The organism is Mesorhizobium sp. RSR380A (genome assembly GCF_054719385.1).
On the sequence record NZ_JBTTIB010000001.1, the window covers coordinates 1933424 to 1949726 of the forward strand.

The following is a 16303-nucleotide window of genomic DNA, read 5'->3' on the forward strand; positions in this document are numbered from 1 at the left end:
GATGGACCTCCTCAGGAACCTCGAACTCGGCTTCTCGACGGCCACCACGCCGGCAAATCTCGGTTTCTGCCTGATCGGCGTCCTGCTCGGCACGCTGATCGGCGTCCTGCCCGGCATCGGCGCCACCGCAACCATCGCCATGCTGTTGCCGATCACCTTCCAGATCGGCGACCCGGTGTCGTCCCTCATCATGCTGGCCGGCATCTACTACGGCGCCCAGTATGGCGGTTCGACCACCGCCATTCTCATCAACATGCCCGGCGAATCCTCCTCGGCCGTGACCGCGATCGACGGCTACCAGATGGCCAGGAACGGTCGCGCCGGGGCGGCTCTGGCGATCGCCGCGATCGGCTCGTTCTTCGCCGGCACGGTGTCGACCTTCCTCGTCGCCGTCTTTGCCCCGCCGCTGACGGCCATAGCCCTGCAATTCGGCGCGGCCGAATATTTTTCGCTGATGATCGTCGGCCTCGTCTCGTCCATCGCGCTCGCCCACGGCTCGATCGTCAAGGCGCTGGCGATGGTCGTGCTCGGCCTGCTGCTCGGCATTGTCGGCACCGACATCTACACCGGCACGCCGCGCTTCACGCTTGGCATCCGCGAATATGCCGACGGGCTGAACTTCGTCGCGGTGGCGGTCGGCGTCTTCGGCATCGCCGAGATCCTGCGCAATCTCGAAAATGAGCACGAGCGCTCGGTGATGATCAAGAAGGTCTCCGGCCTGATGCCGACCCGCGACGACTTCAAGGCGATGGCAGCGCCCATCGTGCGGGGCACGATCATCGGTTCGGCGCTCGGCATCCTGCCCGGCGGCGGCGCGGTGCTTGCGGCCTTTGCCTCCTACACGGTCGAAAAGCGCGTGTCGAAACACCCGGAGGAGTTCGGCAAGGGCGCCATCGCCGGCGTCGCCGGCCCGGAATCGGCCAACAATGCCGGCGCCCAGACCTCCTTCATTCCGATGCTGACGCTGGGCATTCCGGCCAATCCGGTCATGGCGCTGATGATCGGCGCCATGATCATCCAGGGCATCGTGCCCGGCCCCAATGTCGCGATCGAGCAGCCGGCGCTGTTCTGGGGCATCATCGCCTCGATGTGGATCGGCAATCTGATGCTGATCGTGCTGAACCTGCCGCTGATCGGGCTGTGGGTGAAGCTGCTGACGATCCCCTATTATGTGCTCTTCCCGATCATCATGGCGTTCTGCTCGATCGGCGTTTACAGCGTCAACACCAACGCCTTCGATCTCTACGCGGTCGCATTCTTCGGCCTGCTCGGCTACATCCTGACCAAGCTGCGCTGCGAACCCGCACCCCTGCTGCTCGGCTTCGTGCTCGGCCCGCTGCTCGAGGAAAACCTGCGCCGCGCCATGATCCTGTCGCGCGGCGACCCCTCGACCTTCGTGACGCGGCCGATCAGCGCCGGCCTGCTGCTCGTCGCACTGGCCGTGCTCGTCGTCGTCTTCCTGCCGTCGGTCAAGAAGAAGCGCGAAGAGGTGTTCGTGGAGGAAAGCTAGTTGTCGGGACGCCGGGCGCCGCGATTTCCACGAGCGGCGCCGGCACGTCTGTCGTCTTCACCTCGGCCTTGCAGAGATCGGCGATGACGCAGGCCGGGCAATCGGGCTTGCGCGCCTTGCAGACATAGCGGCCATGCAGGATCAGCCAGTGATGCGCATGGCGCATATACTCGTCCGGGATGATCCGCAGCAGCCCTTGCTCGACTTGTTCGGGCGTCTTGCCTGGCGCCAGGCCGAGGCGGTTGCCGATGCGGAAAATATGGGTGTCGACCGCCATCGTGTGCTGGCCGAACGCCATGTTGAGCACGACATTGGCGGTCTTGCGCCCGACCCCCGGCAGCTTGACCAATTCATCGCGCTCGCTGGGCACCTCGCCGCCGTAATCGCGTATCAGCGCCTCCGAGAGCGCCACGACATTCTTGGCCTTGTTGCGCCAGAGTCCGATGGTGCGGATGTACTCGCCGACCCTGGCTCCGCCCAGCGCCAGCATCTTTTCAGGTGTGTCGGCGACCTTGAACAACGCCCGCGTCGCCTTGTTGACGCCGGCATCGGTCGCCTGCGCCGACAGCACCACGGCCACCAGCAGCGTGAAGGCGTTGACGTGCTCGAGCTCGCCCTTCGGCTCGGGCCGCTGCACCGAAAACCGCCGGAAGATCTCATGCACCTCGGCGGCGCTGTAGAGCGAACGGAGCCGCGCCGGCCGCGGTCGCGGCTTGGCATTCGAGCCGTCGCGCCGCCCGGGCGGCAGTTCACTTTTGGATAGGGAAAGATTTTTGGACTTGGGGCTGGCCATTTCCCTCCTATAATATCCTGGGATGAGCGACACAAACGCCTCGTTTCAGGCCGACGAGCCATTCTTCCAGGCGCTGCTGACACCGCACCGCTCGCTGGGCCGCACCGGCTTTGCCGTGCTGATGGGCGCGCTGCTGTTCGGCTGGGTGGTGACCGGGGCGTTTTTCCTGTCGCGCGGCGCTTGGCCGGTGTTCGGCTTCTTCGGCCTCGACGTCATCGCCGTCTACATCGCCTTCCGCGCCAACTATCGTGCCGCCCGTGCCCGCGAGGAAGTGTCGGTGTCGCGCACCAGCCTCGACATCCGCAAGACGGCGCCCTCGGGAAAGTCGGAAGCGCATCGCTTCAACCCGTTCTGGGCGCGCTTTTCCGTCGCTCGCCATGCCGAGATCGGCATCACCAGGATGACGGTGGAAGCACAAGGACAGAATGTGCCGATCGGGTCATTCCTGGACCCTGACTCCCGCGAGAGTTTTGCCACTGCATTTTCACGTGCTCTGACAAAAGCCAGGACGCGTTAGAGCCGGCGCGTCAGAACCGGTAGCGTAAAATCCTGCCGACCTTGCGCAATGCGGGAATGTGTCTCCAGAGCCCGATGAACAGTTTTGCGGACCAGCTCATATGCGCTGTGCGTTCCGCGCTGTAGGCCGAGATATCGTCGACAAAGCGCAGCTTCGGAACGGCACGCTCCAGTACCTGCGGGTCGTCGATCGCCCAGTGAACCTCGGCGCCCGTCGCCCTGATGGTCGGATTGAGGCGCAGCATCTTCAGGCCGAAGTGGCTGTAGGCGTCGAACATCAGCTCGCCGCCGGCAAGATGCGCGACAAGGCGTGACAGCAGCCGTGGCCCCTCCTCTGCCGGGAGATAAGGCGTCAACCCCTCCATCACCACGACGGCCGGACGATTGCTCGGCACTTCTGCCAGCCAGTCTGGGTCGGTTACCGAAGAGCCGACGAGGTGGTAGTGGTCCCGGGACGGGTAAAGCTTGCGCCGGAGCGCGATGACATCCGGAAAATCGACATCGAACCACTCCACGCCTTCGGGTGGATCGACACGGAAAATGCGCGTATCGAGCCCGCAGCCGAGATGCAGCACGATGGCGCCGGGATTTCTGGCGATGAAGTCCTGAACGCGGACATCATACGTCTTGGCCCGGATCGCCAGGCCGATGCCGAGATTGGTGTCGACCTTGAGGCGCGAGAAATCAAAGTCGATCTTGCGCACGGCCTCGTCGGCGAAGCGATCCCCGAGCAGCGAATGCGGCAGCCGGCTTTCCAGCGCCTTGCCATAAAGCGTCATCAGCAAGGTCTCCCTTGCTCCGCTCAGATTCACCCTTTCGCCGGACATTGGCATCTCCCGGGGCGCAATCCAGTATTTATCTGGGAACAGGCGGCAACAAGGCAAGTTTCGGGTGGTTGCAAGGGGCGGAAAGACCGATATTCGCGGTCAAGGAGATATTGCCATGAACGCCCAGATGACCATGAATACGCAGATGAAACCGACAGCGATCCTGCAGCACGACATCACCCCCGAGGGCAGCGACTACGAGGTCGTGCGCCGCGCCATCGAGAAGATCAGCCTCGACTATCGCGACCGGCCCTCGCTGGAAGCCCTGGCAGCCGATGTCGGCGAGACACCCACGGGCCTGCAAAAGCTGTTCACCCGCTGGGCCGGCCTGTCGCCAAAAGCCTTCCTGCAGGCGGTCACCCTCGACCATGCCCGCAAACTGCTCGATTCCGGCATGCCGCTCCTCGAAACATCGTTCGAACTCGGCATGTCCGGCCCCGGCCGGCTGCACGATTTGTTCGTCACCCATGAAGCGATGTCGCCGGGCGACTACAAGACGCGCGGCGCTGGCCTGACCATCCGCTACGGCTACCACATCTCGCCCTTCGGCATCGCCCTGATCATGGTCACCGACCGTGGCCTTGCGGGGCTCGCCTTCAACGATCCGGGCGGCGAGCGGGCGGCTTTCGCCGACATGTCGGGCCGCTGGCCGAACGCCACCTATATCGAGGACATGAGCGCCACCCAGCCCTATGCGGCGCGCATCTTCGATCCGACATTATGGCGCGCCGACCAGCCGCTGCGCGTGGTGATGATCGGCTCCGACTTCCAGCTGCGCGTCTGGGACGCGCTGCTCAGGATCCCGATGGGCAAGGCCTGCACTTATTCTTCGATCGCCTCCAGGATCGGCGCGCCAAACGCCAGCCGGGCGGTGGGGGCGGCGGTCGGCGCCAACCCATTGTCCTTCGTCGTCCCTTGCCATCGGGCGCTGGGCAAGTCCGGCGCACTCACCGGCTACCACTGGGGCCTGACCCGCAAACGCGCCATGCTCGGTTGGGAAGCGGGCCAGACCGCGTCCTGAAGCTGCCCGCATCAAACAACACCGGCGAAATCCCTTCGCCGGTGTTGTTCTTTTTGCGAGCTCCCGGCGCAAAACATCCGCACGCTCTGGCAAGCCGCCGGCTTACAGGTTAGCTTCCCGCGCATTCCGCAGGAGGCTTTCTTGATCATCGTTGTCGGCTCGATCAACCTCGACCTTATCGCCAATGTCGACCGCCTGCCTTCGCCGGGCGAGACGGTCCGCGGCTCCGGCTTCGCCACCGCGCCCGGCGGCAAGGGCGCCAACCAGGCGCTGGCTGCGGCGCGCGCCGGCGCCAAGGTGCGCATGGTCGGCGCCGTCGGCAAGGACAATTTCGCAACCGAAGCCCTCGCTTTGCTCGTGGCCGGCAAGGTCGATCTCTCCGGCGTCGGCCAGAGCTTCGCCTCCACCGGCACGGCGCTGATCCTCGTCGGTGCCGACGGCGAGAATGTCATCGCCGTCGTGCCGGGCGCCAATGATTCGGTGCTGCCCGGCGATCTCGCCAAGGCTTTCCTTGCGAAGGGCGACGTCGTCCTGCTGCAGCACGAGATCCCGCTGCAGACCGTCGATGCAGCGCTTGACGCCGCACGCGCCGCCGGCGCCGTCACCGTGCTCAACACCGCGCCGTTCCGTAGCGAGGCGGCAGCGTTGCTCGGCAAGGCCGACTACGCCGTCGCCAACGAAACCGAATTCGACCTTTACGGCGAGGCGCTGTCGCTGAAAGGCCGCGACCGCCCGGCGCGCATGCGCGACTTCGCCGGCAAAACCGGCCGCACCATCGTCGTCACGCTCGGCGGCGACGGCGTGCTGGCGGCGACCCCGGAGGATTTCCTGACCGTGCCGGCGCTGAAAATCACGCCGGTCGACACGGTCGGGGCCGGCGATACTTTTTGCGGTTATCTCGCTGCCGGGCTGGCGTCCAACCTGCCGCTGGAGCAGGCTCTCACCCGCGCCGCAGCCGCCGGCTCACTCGCCTGCCTGAAGCCCGGCGCCCAGCCGGCCATCCCGCTGGCCGCGGATGTGGACACCGCCCTGCGCAACAACGCCGGATGACTGCCCTGCGCCCTACAACGAAGCACGCCGTGCCCCCCGCCGGCGACATCTGCCGGATGTCCGCTGTCGACCTGGCCGAGGCGATCCGGCTGCGCCGCCTGTCCGTGCGCGAGTTGGTCGCCGCATTCCTCGACCGCATCGACGCGGTAAACCCGCTGGTCAACGCCATCGTCTCGTTGCGCGAGCGCTCCGACATCCTGCGCGAGGCCGACGCGGCGGACGCGCATCTAGCGCAAGGCGGGCCGGCCGGCTCGCTGTTTGGCCTGCCGATGGCGATAAAAGACCTCGCCATGACGCGCGGCTTGAGGACCAGTTTCGGCTCGCCGATCTTTGCCGATTTCGTGCCGCAGGAGGACGATTTCTTCGTCGAGCGCATCCGCAAGGCCGGCGCCATCATCATCGGCAAGACCAATGTTCCCGAATTCGGGCTGGGATCCAACACCTACAACAACGTGTTCGGCCCGACGCTGAACGCCTTCGATCCGGCGCTCACCGCAGGCGGGTCGAGCGGCGGCGCTGCGGTCGCCCTTGCACTCGACATGGTTCCGGTCGCCGACGGCAGCGATTTCGGCGGCTCGCTGCGCAATCCGGCGGCGTGGAACAATGTCTATGGCTTCCGCCCGTCGCAGGGCCTTGTCCCCGGCGGGCCGGATCTTGAAGTCTTTCATGCCCAGATGGGCATAGACGGACCGATGGGCCGCAGCATCAGCGACATGGCGCTGCTGCTCGATGTGCAGGCGGGCTACCATCCGCATGCGCCCTTGTCCTGGGAAAAGCCTGGTTCGTTCCTCGAAGGGCTGGCAACGCCGGCAAGCGGCGGCCGCGTCGGCTGGCTCGGTGATCTCGGCGGTCACCTGCCGGTAGAGCCTGGCATCCTCGACCTGTGCGAGGCCGCACTCGGCCGCTTCGCGGAGGCATCCTTCCTGACCGAGCCCTTGCTGCCGGATTTCGATTTCGAGGCACTGTGGCAAGCCTTCGTGACGCTGCGGCAGGCGAGCAGCGGCTCGGCGCTGAAAGTCCATTATGACGACCCACACAAGCGCGCCCTGCTGAAGCCGGAAGCCGTCTGGGAGGTGGAGAACGCCATGCGACTGACGGCGCCGCAGATCCGCGCGGCCTCGGTCATCCGCACCTCCTGGCACCGGACGCTGCTGTCGCTGTTCGAGCACTTCGATCTCATCGCGCTGCCGACGGCGCAGGTGTTTCCTTTCGAAGTCGGCACGCATTGGCCAAGTGAGGTCGCCGGACGGACGATGGACAGCTACCATCGCTGGATGCAGGTTTCGGCCTTCGCCACGCTCGGCGGCTGTCCGGCGCTCAACGTGCCCGTCGGCTTCGACGACAAAGGCCGCCCCTTGGGCATGCAGCTGATCGGCCGGCCGCGCGGCGACCTCGCCGTGCTCAGGGCCGGAGCGGCCTATGAGGCGACCTTGCCTTGGCAGGCTGGGGCGTCCTGACGCGAGGGGCGGCACGGTCTGCGACCGGCTTGCACCAGCCCCCGCCGCCATGCATTGATTGCAGCCAGCCGCCTAAGCGCATCCTCGAGGAAATCCCCATGTCGCTGGAACTCTACGCTGCCTATGTCCTTGCCTGCATCGTCATCATCCTGGTGCCCGGTCCGACTGTCACGCTGATCATCGCCAACAGCATCCGCCATGGCTACCGCGCCGGCCTTGCCAATGTCGCCGGCACGCAGGCTGGGCTCGCCGTGATGATCGCCATTGTCGGCATCGGCCTCAACACGCTGATATCGGGCATGGGCCACTGGTTCGAATGGGTACGCCTGATCGGCGCCGCCTATCTGATCTGGATGGGGGTGCAGATGTTCCGTTCCAAGGGCGCGCTGAATGCCGACGGCACCGCGAGAAAGCCGCGCGGCGGCTTCTTCCTGCAGGGCCTGCTCGTGGCGCTGAGCAACCCCAAGACCCTGGTGTTCTTCGGCGCCTTCTTCCCGCAATTCATCGCCCCGCAGGGCAATTACACCCTGCAGATCGTCGTCATGGGCCTTACCGCCATGATCTTTGCCGCCGTCTCGGACTCGACCTACGCGCTCGCCGCCAGCCGCGCCGGCCGCCTGCTCTCGGCCAGCCGCATCAAGCTGATGTCCAGGATCAGCGGCAGCTTTCTGGTCGGCGGCGGCCTGTGGCTGGCGTTTTCCAAGGCGAAGTGACGACCGCCAACGGTCGTTCCCAACGGGGCCGGTACGTGAAGGCTGATTGAAAGTCAATCTTCACGCCACCACATGAATCGGCGTGGGGGGATTCACGTCGATGTCATGGACTTACGCTGGCATAAAAAGGGACGCGCCCGGCGTGATCCTGATCGTCGTCCTGTTTGCGGTGATGGTTCCTTCGGCTCTCTACAAATGGACGAATGATGCCAGCCCCATCCGGTCGGTCGAGCCAATCGACGCAACGGTCAAAAGTACCCATTCAGACAACGGCCGAACGCTTTATCTGGTTGCACTCGAAACCGGTTCGTCCATTCTTGTCGAAGACGACCTCCCGCATCTGATCGGCGCGCCGGCAAGATTGGAGCGCGTCACGCGCGAGAATGGATCGACCTTCTACAGGTTCGCAAATTGAACGACCGCCGGTCACGATACCAATGAAACGCAGCGTCCTTGCTGTCAGGTGATACGCATGGCCAAGGCTCGGCATTCCCTTGCCTGGATGACCCTGCAGGAGAACCTCAGGGGCATCCTCATCACCATCCTCGTCGTGGGCGTTTGCGGCCTTGCAATTGGCATCCCGATTGCGAGGCAAAGCAGCCCCATCGCCAATGTCGAACGCCTGACCGGTACAGTGGTCAACGTTCTCAACGCTCCTGCAAGTCCCGAGGTCGCGATCGGCAGCGGGTTCCGTTACTTGTATGGAATTCGCCTCGATGAAAATGACGGCCTGGTGTTTGCATATGACAACACGACAGTGCCGAGAGCCATTGGCTCCAAGGTTTCGATCGAGCGGCAGCGTCGCCGCAACGATACCGAAACATACCGCCTGCTTCGCGAATAAGTGCACAGGTATCGCCCAGAAGCGCTAAGCCCCTGGGCGAACGATCTGTATCAAGGCAGGCTTAAAGCCGCGCCAACCTCTCAACCAGCAGCGCGAAAAACGCGTCATGGTCGATGTCGCGCATCACCATGGCGTTCTTCGGCCGCTTGGTCACGCCCCACCAGTCGATCACGGTCATGCCCATGGTGAGTTCGGAGGTGGTTTCGACGGTGACGTTGCAGTTGCGGCCCTTGAACAGCTCCGGCTTCAACAGATAGGCGATGACGCAGGGGTCGTGCAGCGGGCCGCCATCGGTGCCGTATTTCTCCTCGTCGAAGCGCTCGAAGAACTCCAGCATCTCAGCCGTCGCGGTGCCGACCCGGGTGCCGAGCTGGCGGATGGCCTGCGTGCGCTTGGCCGTGGTCAGCGCCTTGTGGGTGACGTCGAGCGGCATCATGACGATCGGAATGCCGGATTTGAACACCAGGTCGGCGGCTTGCGGATCGACATAGATGTTGAATTCTGCGGTCGGCGTGACATTGCCGCCTTCGAAGAAACCGCCGCCCATCAGTACGATTTCCTTGATGCGCGGCGCGATCTTCGGCTCACGGATCAGCGCCAGCGCGACATTGGTGAGCGGGCCGAGCGCGCACAGGGTGATCGTACCGGCCTCTTCCTTCATCAGGGTCTCGACGATGAAGTCGACCGCATACTGGCCCTGCAGCTTCATCTTCGGATCTGGCAGTTGCGGGCCGTTGAGGCCGGTCTTGCCATGCACTTCCTCGGCGGTGACCAGTTCGCGCGCCAACGGGCGGATGGCGCCTGCATAGACCTTGATATCGGGCCGTCCGGCCAGTTCGCAGATTTTCCTGGCGTTCTTTTCGGTCAATTTCAGCGGCACGTTACCGGCAACAGCAGAGATGCCGACGATCTCCAGCTCGGCACTGCCGAGCGCCAGCAATATGGCGACGGCATCGTCCTGGCCGGGATCCGTGTCGATGATGATCTTGCGGGTCTGGGGCATTTCATTTCCTTATGCGGGGGAGTCTTTTTGGCGGGGGTGTTCGGCGGCTTGAACTTGGCCGCGGCGCGGACCATATCAAGACCATCGGGAAAAATGCCATCCGGGTTTTTCCAGTTTATGTCGCTCCAAAGAGGACAGTGTAACATGAGCCGAATGACGCCCTTCTCCAGCCCGCTTCTCCTTGGTTTCGATGCCATGGAAAAGACCCTGGAACGACTGGCGAAATCCGGTGACAGTTATCCTCCCTACAACATCGAGCGCCTCAGCGGTGCTGACGGCAAGGCCGAAAGGCTGCGCATTACGCTGGCTGTCGCGGGTTTCGCCGAAAGCGATCTCGATGTCACCACGGAGGAAAACCAGTTGGTCGTGCGCGGCCGTCAAACCGACGACACCGAGCGCGAATTCCTCCACCGCGGCATCGCCGCGCGCCAGTTCCAGCGCTGTTTCGTGCTGGCCGACGGCATGCGGGTGATCGCAGCGGAACTGAAGAACGGCCTTTTGTCGATCGATCTCGATCGGCCGGATACCGAACGGCTGGTACGGAAAATAAATATATCGGTGAAAGACTGATCTTTACCGATGGCTCTCATGCGGGATGGCCTTGAGCGGCGTCCTCGCGCCAAGGAGGCTTGAAATGACCAGAACTGACGAAACCATCACCATGACCAGCGGCGAATTCGCCCATCTCGGCGAAGGCTCGGTCGCTTATCTCCGCAAGGTCTCGAGCGACGAGCTGCTCGGGCGCTTCCCCAACCTCGGCGAACTAGCGCCTGGTATGGTCCTGTGGGCCCTGTTTGCCGCCAACGGCCAGCCGATCCTGCTTTCGGATGCGAAAGACCGGGCTTTGGCCGGCGCCATGGAAAACGACCTGACCACTGTCGCCATTCACTAAGGCGACTGCTGGCGGTTGAAATGGAGAGGGCCGCCTTCGGCGGCCCCTGGAAGACTTAAATCCGAAGAACTTCAGGCGGCGTGCGAGGCCTGCGTGTCCGAAAGCAGTGCGTGGATGGCGACCGCGTCGCGCGTGCCTCTGATCTTGGCCACCGTGTCGGCGTCGCGCAAAACCCTGGCGATGCGCGACAGTGCCTTGAGGTGATCGGCGCCGGCGCCTTCCGGGGCCAGCAGCAAAAACACCAGATCGACCGGCTGGTCATCCAAGGCCTCGAAATCGACCGGCGTCTCCAGCCGGGCAAAGACGCCGGCGATGCGCTTCACCCCGGCGAGCTTGCCGTGCGGAATGGCGATGCCGTTGCCGACGCCGGTGGAGCCCAGCCGTTCGCGCTGCAGGATGGTGTCGAACACTTCGCGCTCCGGAATGCCGGAAATCGCCGCCGCTCTCTCGGACAGCAACTGCAGAAGCTGCTTTTTGGAGTTCGCCTTCAACGCCGGCAAGATCGCCGGAACGTTGAGAAGATCGCTCAGATCCATATTTGAAATCCCTTATTCGCCTGCCGTCACCAGTCCTCGCCCCTCGCGCGGCTGGCTATCATCTCTGTGCGACCATTGTCGTCACCTGTGCGACCATTGTCGTTGTCGTCACGCCTGTGCGACTTTGGTCGTCGACGGGTCGATCCAGCCGATATTTCCGTCCGGCCGCCGATAGACGATGTTGAGGTGGTCGTTTCCGGCGTTGCGGAAGACGAAAACCGGGCTGTCCTTGGTGTCGAGTTCGATGACCGCCGACGCGACCGACATGGTCTGCAGCGTCATGGTTGATTCGGCGACGATGGCCGGGGCGTAGTCCTCCGGAATGTCCTCATCGTCATCAGTCAGCGGCGCCATTACCGTATAGGCGATGTCGGTGATTTCGCCATTTCCATTGCCTGAATTGTGCGATTTCAGACGGCGTTTGTAGCGCCGCAGCCTGGTTTCGAGGCGGTCCGCGGCCGCCTCGAAGGCAAGTGTCGGATCTTGGGAATCGCCGGTTGCCTGCAGCGAAGCGCCGGAATCCAGCCTGATCATGCAATCGGCCGAGTAACGCGACCCCGATTTGATGACCGTGACGTGCCCTGAAAAACCGCGATCGAAATATTTTCCAATCGCCTCGCCGACACGATCGGTAATGCGCGTACGCAACGCATCGCCGATATCCATGTGTTTACCCGATATGCGCAATTTCATCTGAAAACTGACCTTCCTTGCTCAGGCTTCAAACTGGCCAGAGTTTATACTCGTGATCCGTGCGCACAAGCTTTGCGGCGTCAACTCGCGCCGATTTTAGATCCGAACTTTCCGGTTGATCACAATCCGCCTTCTTGGCCGTCCCGTGGCCTTCATCGTGACGGACCATCCGCATGCGGGCCGCGAGCCCGTCTCATGCGGGCGGGCTTCTAGACACTTCATTGCAGCTTGTCAATTAATGCATGTCGCCCAGAAGTGCGCTGCGGTTCTGGGACAACGACATGCATCAAAACAAAGACTTAAAGCGCGTCGTATGAATCCGTTTCAGCGCGGTGCGCTTTAAGGTCGGAAAGTTGTGGAATCCAGCCATAGCAAAAGCCTTGCCGGGCAAGCAGACCTAGCGCCCCGCGCTCGCCAGAGCGCGCTTTTCACGCCGCCGCTGCACCGACGAGGGAATATTCATACCCTCCCGGTACTTGGCCACCGTGCGCCGGGCAATATCGACGCCGCTTTCCTTCAACATATCGACGATTGCGTCATCGGACAGCACATCGGCGGGCTTTTCCTCGTCGATCAGCTGCTTGATGCGGTCGCGCACCGCTTCCGAGGAATGCGCATCACCGCCGCCCGACGCCGCGATCGAAGCCGTGAAGAAATAACGCAGCTCGAACACGCCACGCGGCGTCAGCATGTATTTGTTGGCCGTCACCCGGCTGACGGTCGATTCATGCATGCCGATGGCATCGGCCACCGTGCGCAGGTTGAGCGGCCTGAGCTGACGCACGCCATGGACGAGAAAAGCGTCCTGCTGGCGCACGATTTCCGACGCCACTTTCAGGATCGTCTTTGCCCGCTGGTCGAGACTGCGCGTCAGCCAGTTGGCATTCTGCAGGCATTCGGCCAGGAAATCCTTCTCCGCCTGATTCTTCGCATGCGGCGAGACCTGGGCGAAATAGATGTGATCGACAAGCACGCGCGGCAGCGTCTCGGCATTGAGCTCGACCGTCCAGCTGCCGTCATTGGCGGCGCGGACTTCGACATCGGCGACGATGGCGTCGCTGGCGCCGCCCGAAAACGCCATGCCCGGGCGCGGGTCGAGCGCGCGGATTTCAGCCAGCATGTCGAGGAGATCCTCCTCGTCAACCCCGCAAAGCCGCTTCAGCGTCTGGAAATCGCGCCGCGCCAGGAGTTCTAGGTTGCCGATCAGCGTCTTCATCGCCGGATCGAGACGATCGCGCATGGCAAGCTGCAGCGACAGGCATTCGGCAAGGTCGCGCGCAAACAGGCCGACCGGCTCGAATGTGTGGCAGGCTGCCAGCACATTGGCCACCATCGCCTGATCGGCGCCGAGCCGTTTGGCGATCTCGGCGGGATCGGCGCGCAGATAGCCGGCCTCGTCCAGGCCGTCGGCCAGTTCGGCTGCGATCAGCCTTGCGGCCGGATCGGCAAAGGCAAGCGCGATCTGCTCGCCGACATGCTGGCGCAGCGTGATCGCCGCGGCTGCCATGTCGCCGACGTCGAAGCCTTCGGAAGAACCGGACGAACTATTGCCGGTGGCCGACTTCCACTGCGCCGTCAGGTCCGGGCCGAGCCGCTCGCTGGTGCCGGGATCGTCGGGGAACAGATTTTCCAGCGAGCTGTCGAGCTTGTCGGAGATCGCTTCGGCGCTCCACGCCGTCTCGTTTTCGAACCAGTCGCCATCGGCGGCAGGCTCAGGAGCGGCATCGCCCTTCTGCACCTGGTCGCTTGCGGCGTCATCCTGGGGCTCGGCGCGCTCCAGCAGCGGATTGCGCTCGATCTCGTCGTCGATGAAGTGGTCGAGCTCGACATGGGTGAGCTGCAACAGCCTGATCGACTGCATCAGCTGCGGCGTCATCACCAGCGACTGGGATTGTCGTAGCTGTAGTTTCGCCGCCAACGCCATGGTTCGGTTTCAAACGCCCTTCTGCACCCGGAAGCCTACACATCAGAAGCTGCCGGAAAATGAATTTTTCCGACCTTCCATAGAAACTGGCCCGGCTTTTGCTTGTCAAGGCGAACGATGGCAAAAGGCCCCTACCGAAGCATTATCTCACGCAAAATCGGAGAAAAAAGCCCGGCGGGGCGGCAAAAATCACGTCAGGAAACAAATTTCACGCTCAGAGCGTGAAACCTTCGCCGAGGTAGAGCCGGCGCACATCGGGGTTCGCCACCACCTCGTCGGCACGGCCATGAGTCAGCACCTGGCCGGCATGGATGATGTAGGCGCGGTCGATGAGGCCGAGCGTTTCGCGCACATTGTGGTCGGTAATCAGCACGCCGATGCCGCGCGCCGTTAGATGACGAACCAGCTGCTGGATGTCGGCGACGGCAATCGGGTCGATGCCGGCGAACGGCTCGTCGAGCAGCATGTAGGCCGGGCGCGTCGCCAAAGCTCGGGCGATCTCAAGACGCCGCCGCTCGCCACCCGACAGCGACATGGACGGCGACTTCCGCAGATGGCTGATGTGAAATTCCTCGAGCAGTTCGTCGAGATTGCGCTCGCGCACCTTGCGGTCCTTCTCAACCACTTCGAGCACGGCGCGGATGTTCTGCTCGACATTCAGGCCGCGGAAGATCGAGGCTTCCTGCGGCAAATAGCCGATGCCGAGGCGGGCGCGGCGGTACATCGGCATCGAGGTGACGTCGAAACCGTCGATCTCGATCGTGCCCTCATCGACCGGTACCAAGCCGGTGACCATGTAGAAACAGGTGGTCTTGCCGGCGCCGTTCGGCCCGAGCAGCCCGACAGCCTCGCCGGCGCGCACGCCGATGGTGACACCGCTGACCACCTTGCGGCCCTTGTAGCTCTTGGTCAGACCCTTGGCGATCAGGGTGCCCTTGAACTTCGAGGAATCAACGGTGACTGTGGCCGGTGCTGCAAGTTTACTGGCCGCCCGTCCCGGAAGGCGGGTCAGCAGCGAAGACACGCCAGTCATTCGGGCTTCGGGGCCTCGGATTTCGGTGGCGGCGTCATCGACATGATGACGCGCCCGCCGCAGCCATCGACCTGAGCAAGGCCGCTTTTCATCTGCACGGTGAGCTTGCAGCCCTTGAGGACGTTGGGTCCTTGGGACAAGACGACCTCCTTGCCCGACAGAACAAGCACCTGCGTCTTCATGTCGAACGTGGCGTTGTCGCCGGTGGCGATCTGGTCATTCGACTTGATGTAGACTTTGTTCTTGACCACCAGATGGTCGATATTGGCCGAACCGGTCATCGCCGAAGCGCCGGCGGCAGCACCTTTGGCGGCGTTGGGGTCCTTGACGTAGTAGACCTCCATGCTGCCGGCCTTGAGCAGCGTTGGCCCTTGCGTGACGGTGACGTTGCCGCTGAACAGCGCCATGCTGTCGGCCTGGCGGACCTCAAGTTTGTCGCTCTCGATCTGGATCGGCTGGTCGCCCGACAGTTTGAGCCCGGACTGGCTGCTGGCGCTGGACTGAGCCCAGGACGGCGCCATACCCAGCAACAGCAAGGCCGAAGCTGCGGCGACAAGCCGTGCCGAATTACTGGGACGCATTCGTTTCTCCGCTCTTTGCCTCTGCCGCCTTCATAGTGGCCGGATCGATGTGAACGCTTACCTTTTTCTCGAAAACGATGACCTTGCCATTGTCTTCGACCGACATTGAACCCGCGGTGATCCGCGAGCCGTTACGGCTGACATCGACCGCATCACCTGTCTTCATAGAGCCTTTGCCCATATCGAGGAAGACCGATTTGAAGATGGCAGCGACGCCGTCGGTGGTGGTGACGGTAACGTCGCTGGTCATGTCCATCGTGTTGGCGTTTCTGTTGTAGATCCCGCGCTTGGCGTCGACGGTCGCCACATTGTCGGCCGTCAGCGGCAATTTGGCATGGATGCCTTCGAGTTCGATGATGTCCTGCTTGCCGACATCCTGGATGGCGCGCAAGGCCGTCAGCGAATAGGGCAGCTTGTCCTTGGTGAAGCCGTTGAGCTTCGGATTGGCCATCACCAGCTTGCCATCCGCGAAAGCGGTGCCGTCTGCCTGTATCGAAATGTTGATCGGCGCCGCCAGATAGGAATAGACCGGAAACGCAACCGCGATCCCGGCGGCAAGCACCGGCACGGCAAACTTAAGCACGCGCACGCGGCGCGAGTGGCGCTGGGCGCGGTCGAAGGCGTCGCCGCGCGTGCCCGCTGGCGCCGTGGGCGCCAAGGCCGCATCGGCATTGGTCGGTTCGTTCGATCGCGCAAGCATGACTGACTTCTAATAAACCCTTGTCCGCCAAAACACCTGCTATAGGTGGGTTGCCGGCCCCCGCAAGCAAGCACAAGCGGAGGAAAACCGCAAAAATGTGACGGCCGCTGTTTTACAGACGGAACTCAGGCGACACAATTTCGTCACTTCATAGCAGAAACGAACGCGCCGCGTCATTTTTTCCTGAAATGCCTCCGTCGTGAAGGTCGC

The 16303-nt window shown here is 63.2% G+C and carries 19 protein-coding genes; 10 read left to right on the forward strand and 9 right to left on the reverse strand.

Annotation, left to right across the window (positions count from 1 at the left end; genetic code table 11):
- Position 1 precedes the first annotated feature (1 nt).
- Entirely contained in the window at positions 2-1510 is a 1509-nt protein-coding gene (locus ACYG9Z_RS09320) for a tripartite tricarboxylate transporter permease (protein WP_023751404.1), read from the forward strand.
- Here ACYG9Z_RS09320 and nth read toward each other — a convergent pair.
- A complete protein-coding gene (nth, locus tag ACYG9Z_RS09325; RefSeq protein WP_023683078.1) occupies positions 1470-2303 on the reverse strand; it encodes an endonuclease III in 834 nt (277 codons plus the stop codon). The two genes, ACYG9Z_RS09320 and nth, sit on opposite strands and share 41 nt — an antisense overlap.
- Before the next feature lie 22 nt (positions 2304-2325).
- On the opposite strand from nth, the gene ACYG9Z_RS09330 reads away from it, so the two are divergent.
- Positions 2326-2820 (forward strand): DUF2244 domain-containing protein, encoded by a 495-nt coding sequence (locus ACYG9Z_RS09330; RefSeq protein WP_023669732.1) that lies wholly within the window; start codon positions 2326-2328, stop codon positions 2818-2820.
- Positions 2821-2830: 10 nt separating this feature from the next.
- Here ACYG9Z_RS09330 and ACYG9Z_RS09335 read toward each other — a convergent pair whose 3' ends face one another.
- Positions 2831-3646 carry a class I SAM-dependent methyltransferase gene (locus ACYG9Z_RS09335; RefSeq protein ID WP_023751405.1) on the reverse strand — a complete coding sequence of 272 codons (816 nt, stop codon included), beginning with the start codon at positions 3644-3646 and terminating at the stop codon, positions 2831-2833.
- 115 nt (positions 3647-3761) lie between these two features.
- Between ACYG9Z_RS09335 and ACYG9Z_RS09340 the strand changes: the two genes are divergently transcribed.
- The 6 genes from ACYG9Z_RS09340 to ACYG9Z_RS09365 all read left to right on the forward strand — a co-directional run bounded on the left by ACYG9Z_RS09340 (position 3762) and on the right by ACYG9Z_RS09365 (position 8731).
- The gene (locus tag ACYG9Z_RS09340) at positions 3762-4667 is read left to right on the forward strand and encodes a methylated-DNA--[protein]-cysteine S-methyltransferase (RefSeq protein WP_031243997.1); all 906 of its coding nucleotides are present in this window, start codon (positions 3762-3764) and stop codon (positions 4665-4667) included.
- A gap of 141 nt (positions 4668-4808) precedes the next feature.
- Positions 4809-5717, forward strand: coding sequence for a ribokinase (locus ACYG9Z_RS09345; protein WP_023726465.1), 909 nt, complete (start codon positions 4809-4811; stop codon positions 5715-5717).
- Positions 5714-7174: an amidase gene (locus tag ACYG9Z_RS09350; protein ID WP_031243998.1), complete on the forward strand. Its 1461-nt coding sequence runs from the start codon at positions 5714-5716 to the stop codon at positions 7172-7174. The genes ACYG9Z_RS09345 and ACYG9Z_RS09350 overlap by 4 nt, the downstream gene beginning before the upstream one ends.
- A gap of 98 nt (positions 7175-7272) precedes the next feature.
- A complete protein-coding gene (locus tag ACYG9Z_RS09355; protein ID WP_023669737.1) occupies positions 7273-7887 on the forward strand; it encodes a LysE family translocator in 615 nt (204 codons plus the stop codon).
- 142 nt (positions 7888-8029) lie between these two features.
- The gene (locus tag ACYG9Z_RS09360; RefSeq protein ID WP_023712342.1) at positions 8030-8302 is read left to right on the forward strand and encodes a hypothetical protein; all 273 of its coding nucleotides are present in this window, start codon (positions 8030-8032) and stop codon (positions 8300-8302) included.
- A 57-nt stretch (positions 8303-8359) separates the two neighbouring features.
- Positions 8360-8731 (forward strand): hypothetical protein, encoded by a 372-nt coding sequence (locus ACYG9Z_RS09365; protein WP_023733586.1) that lies wholly within the window; start codon positions 8360-8362, stop codon positions 8729-8731.
- A gap of 61 nt (positions 8732-8792) precedes the next feature.
- Here ACYG9Z_RS09365 and ACYG9Z_RS09370 read toward each other — a convergent pair whose 3' ends face one another.
- Positions 8793-9734 (reverse strand): nucleoside hydrolase, encoded by a 942-nt coding sequence (locus tag ACYG9Z_RS09370; protein ID WP_023698210.1) that lies wholly within the window; start codon positions 9732-9734, stop codon positions 8793-8795.
- 144 nt (positions 9735-9878) lie between these two features.
- Here ACYG9Z_RS09370 and ACYG9Z_RS09375 point away from each other — a divergent pair, with 144 nt between their 5' ends.
- Together ACYG9Z_RS09375 and ACYG9Z_RS09380 are read left to right on the forward strand one after the other, a co-directional pair.
- Entirely contained in the window at positions 9879-10304 is a 426-nt protein-coding gene (locus ACYG9Z_RS09375) for an Hsp20 family protein (RefSeq protein ID WP_023669741.1), read from the forward strand.
- A 64-nt stretch (positions 10305-10368) separates the two neighbouring features.
- Positions 10369-10626 (forward strand): BQ00720 family protein, encoded by a 258-nt coding sequence (locus ACYG9Z_RS09380; RefSeq protein ID WP_023751407.1) that lies wholly within the window; start codon positions 10369-10371, stop codon positions 10624-10626.
- Between the two features lie 71 nt (positions 10627-10697).
- Here ACYG9Z_RS09380 and ptsN read toward each other — a convergent pair whose 3' ends face one another.
- The 6 genes from ptsN to lptC form a co-directional block, all read right to left on the reverse strand.
- A complete protein-coding gene (gene ptsN, locus ACYG9Z_RS09385) occupies positions 10698-11162 on the reverse strand; it encodes a PTS IIA-like nitrogen regulatory protein PtsN (RefSeq protein WP_023669743.1) in 465 nt (154 codons plus the stop codon).
- 108 nt (positions 11163-11270) lie between these two features.
- Positions 11271-11855 (reverse strand): ribosome hibernation-promoting factor, HPF/YfiA family, encoded by a 585-nt coding sequence (gene hpf, locus ACYG9Z_RS09390; protein WP_023751408.1) that lies wholly within the window; start codon positions 11853-11855, stop codon positions 11271-11273.
- A gap of 397 nt (positions 11856-12252) precedes the next feature.
- A complete protein-coding gene (gene rpoN, locus ACYG9Z_RS09395; protein ID WP_023683070.1) occupies positions 12253-13779 on the reverse strand; it encodes an RNA polymerase factor sigma-54 in 1527 nt (508 codons plus the stop codon).
- A 214-nt stretch (positions 13780-13993) separates the two neighbouring features.
- On the reverse strand, positions 13994-14812 hold the full coding sequence (gene lptB / locus ACYG9Z_RS09400; protein WP_023669746.1) for an LPS export ABC transporter ATP-binding protein: 819 nt from the start codon (positions 14810-14812) through the stop codon (positions 13994-13996).
- Entirely contained in the window at positions 14809-15393 is a 585-nt protein-coding gene (locus tag ACYG9Z_RS09405; protein ID WP_023683069.1) for an LptA/OstA family protein, read from the reverse strand. Before ACYG9Z_RS09405 ends, lptB begins: the two co-directional genes overlap by 4 nt.
- A complete protein-coding gene (gene lptC, locus ACYG9Z_RS09410; protein ID WP_023751409.1) occupies positions 15380-16093 on the reverse strand; it encodes an LPS export ABC transporter periplasmic protein LptC in 714 nt (237 codons plus the stop codon). The genes ACYG9Z_RS09405 and lptC overlap by 14 nt, the downstream gene beginning before the upstream one ends.
- Positions 16094-16303 lie beyond the last annotated feature (210 nt).

Bases quoted from the DNA above. Each gene is read 5' to 3' on its own strand.
- ACYG9Z_RS09320 (WP_023751404.1), top strand. From the start codon at position 2: ATGGACCTCCTCAGGAACCTCGAACTCGGCTTCTCGACGGCCACCACG.
- rpoN (WP_023683070.1), bottom strand. From the start codon at position 13,779: ATGGCGTTGGCGGCGAAACTACAGCTACGACAATCCCAGTCGCTGGTG.
- lptC (WP_023751409.1), bottom strand. From the start codon at position 16,093: ATGCTTGCGCGATCGAACGAACCGACCAATGCCGATGCGGCCTTGGCG.
- ACYG9Z_RS09340 (WP_031243997.1), top strand. From the start codon at position 3,762: ATGAACGCCCAGATGACCATGAATACGCAGATGAAACCGACAGCGATC.
- ACYG9Z_RS09370 (WP_023698210.1), bottom strand. From the start codon at position 9,734: ATGCCCCAGACCCGCAAGATCATCATCGACACGGATCCCGGCCAGGAC.
- ACYG9Z_RS09350 (WP_031243998.1), top strand. From the start codon at position 5,714: ATGACTGCCCTGCGCCCTACAACGAAGCACGCCGTGCCCCCCGCCGGC.
- lptB (WP_023669746.1), bottom strand. From the start codon at position 14,812: ATGACTGGCGTGTCTTCGCTGCTGACCCGCCTTCCGGGACGGGCGGCC.
- ptsN (WP_023669743.1), bottom strand. From the start codon at position 11,162: ATGGATCTGAGCGATCTTCTCAACGTTCCGGCGATCTTGCCGGCGTTG.
- ACYG9Z_RS09330 (WP_023669732.1), top strand. From the start codon at position 2,326: ATGAGCGACACAAACGCCTCGTTTCAGGCCGACGAGCCATTCTTCCAG.
- ACYG9Z_RS09365 (WP_023733586.1), top strand. From the start codon at position 8,360: ATGGCCAAGGCTCGGCATTCCCTTGCCTGGATGACCCTGCAGGAGAAC.
- ACYG9Z_RS09335 (WP_023751405.1), bottom strand. From the start codon at position 3,646: ATGTCCGGCGAAAGGGTGAATCTGAGCGGAGCAAGGGAGACCTTGCTG.
- ACYG9Z_RS09355 (WP_023669737.1), top strand. From the start codon at position 7,273: ATGTCGCTGGAACTCTACGCTGCCTATGTCCTTGCCTGCATCGTCATC.
- ACYG9Z_RS09375 (WP_023669741.1), top strand. From the start codon at position 9,879: ATGAGCCGAATGACGCCCTTCTCCAGCCCGCTTCTCCTTGGTTTCGAT.
- nth (WP_023683078.1), bottom strand. From the start codon at position 2,303: ATGGCCAGCCCCAAGTCCAAAAATCTTTCCCTATCCAAAAGTGAACTG.
- hpf (WP_023751408.1), bottom strand. From the start codon at position 11,855: ATGAAATTGCGCATATCGGGTAAACACATGGATATCGGCGATGCGTTG.
- ACYG9Z_RS09405 (WP_023683069.1), bottom strand. From the start codon at position 15,393: ATGCGTCCCAGTAATTCGGCACGGCTTGTCGCCGCAGCTTCGGCCTTG.
- ACYG9Z_RS09380 (WP_023751407.1), top strand. From the start codon at position 10,369: ATGACCAGAACTGACGAAACCATCACCATGACCAGCGGCGAATTCGCC.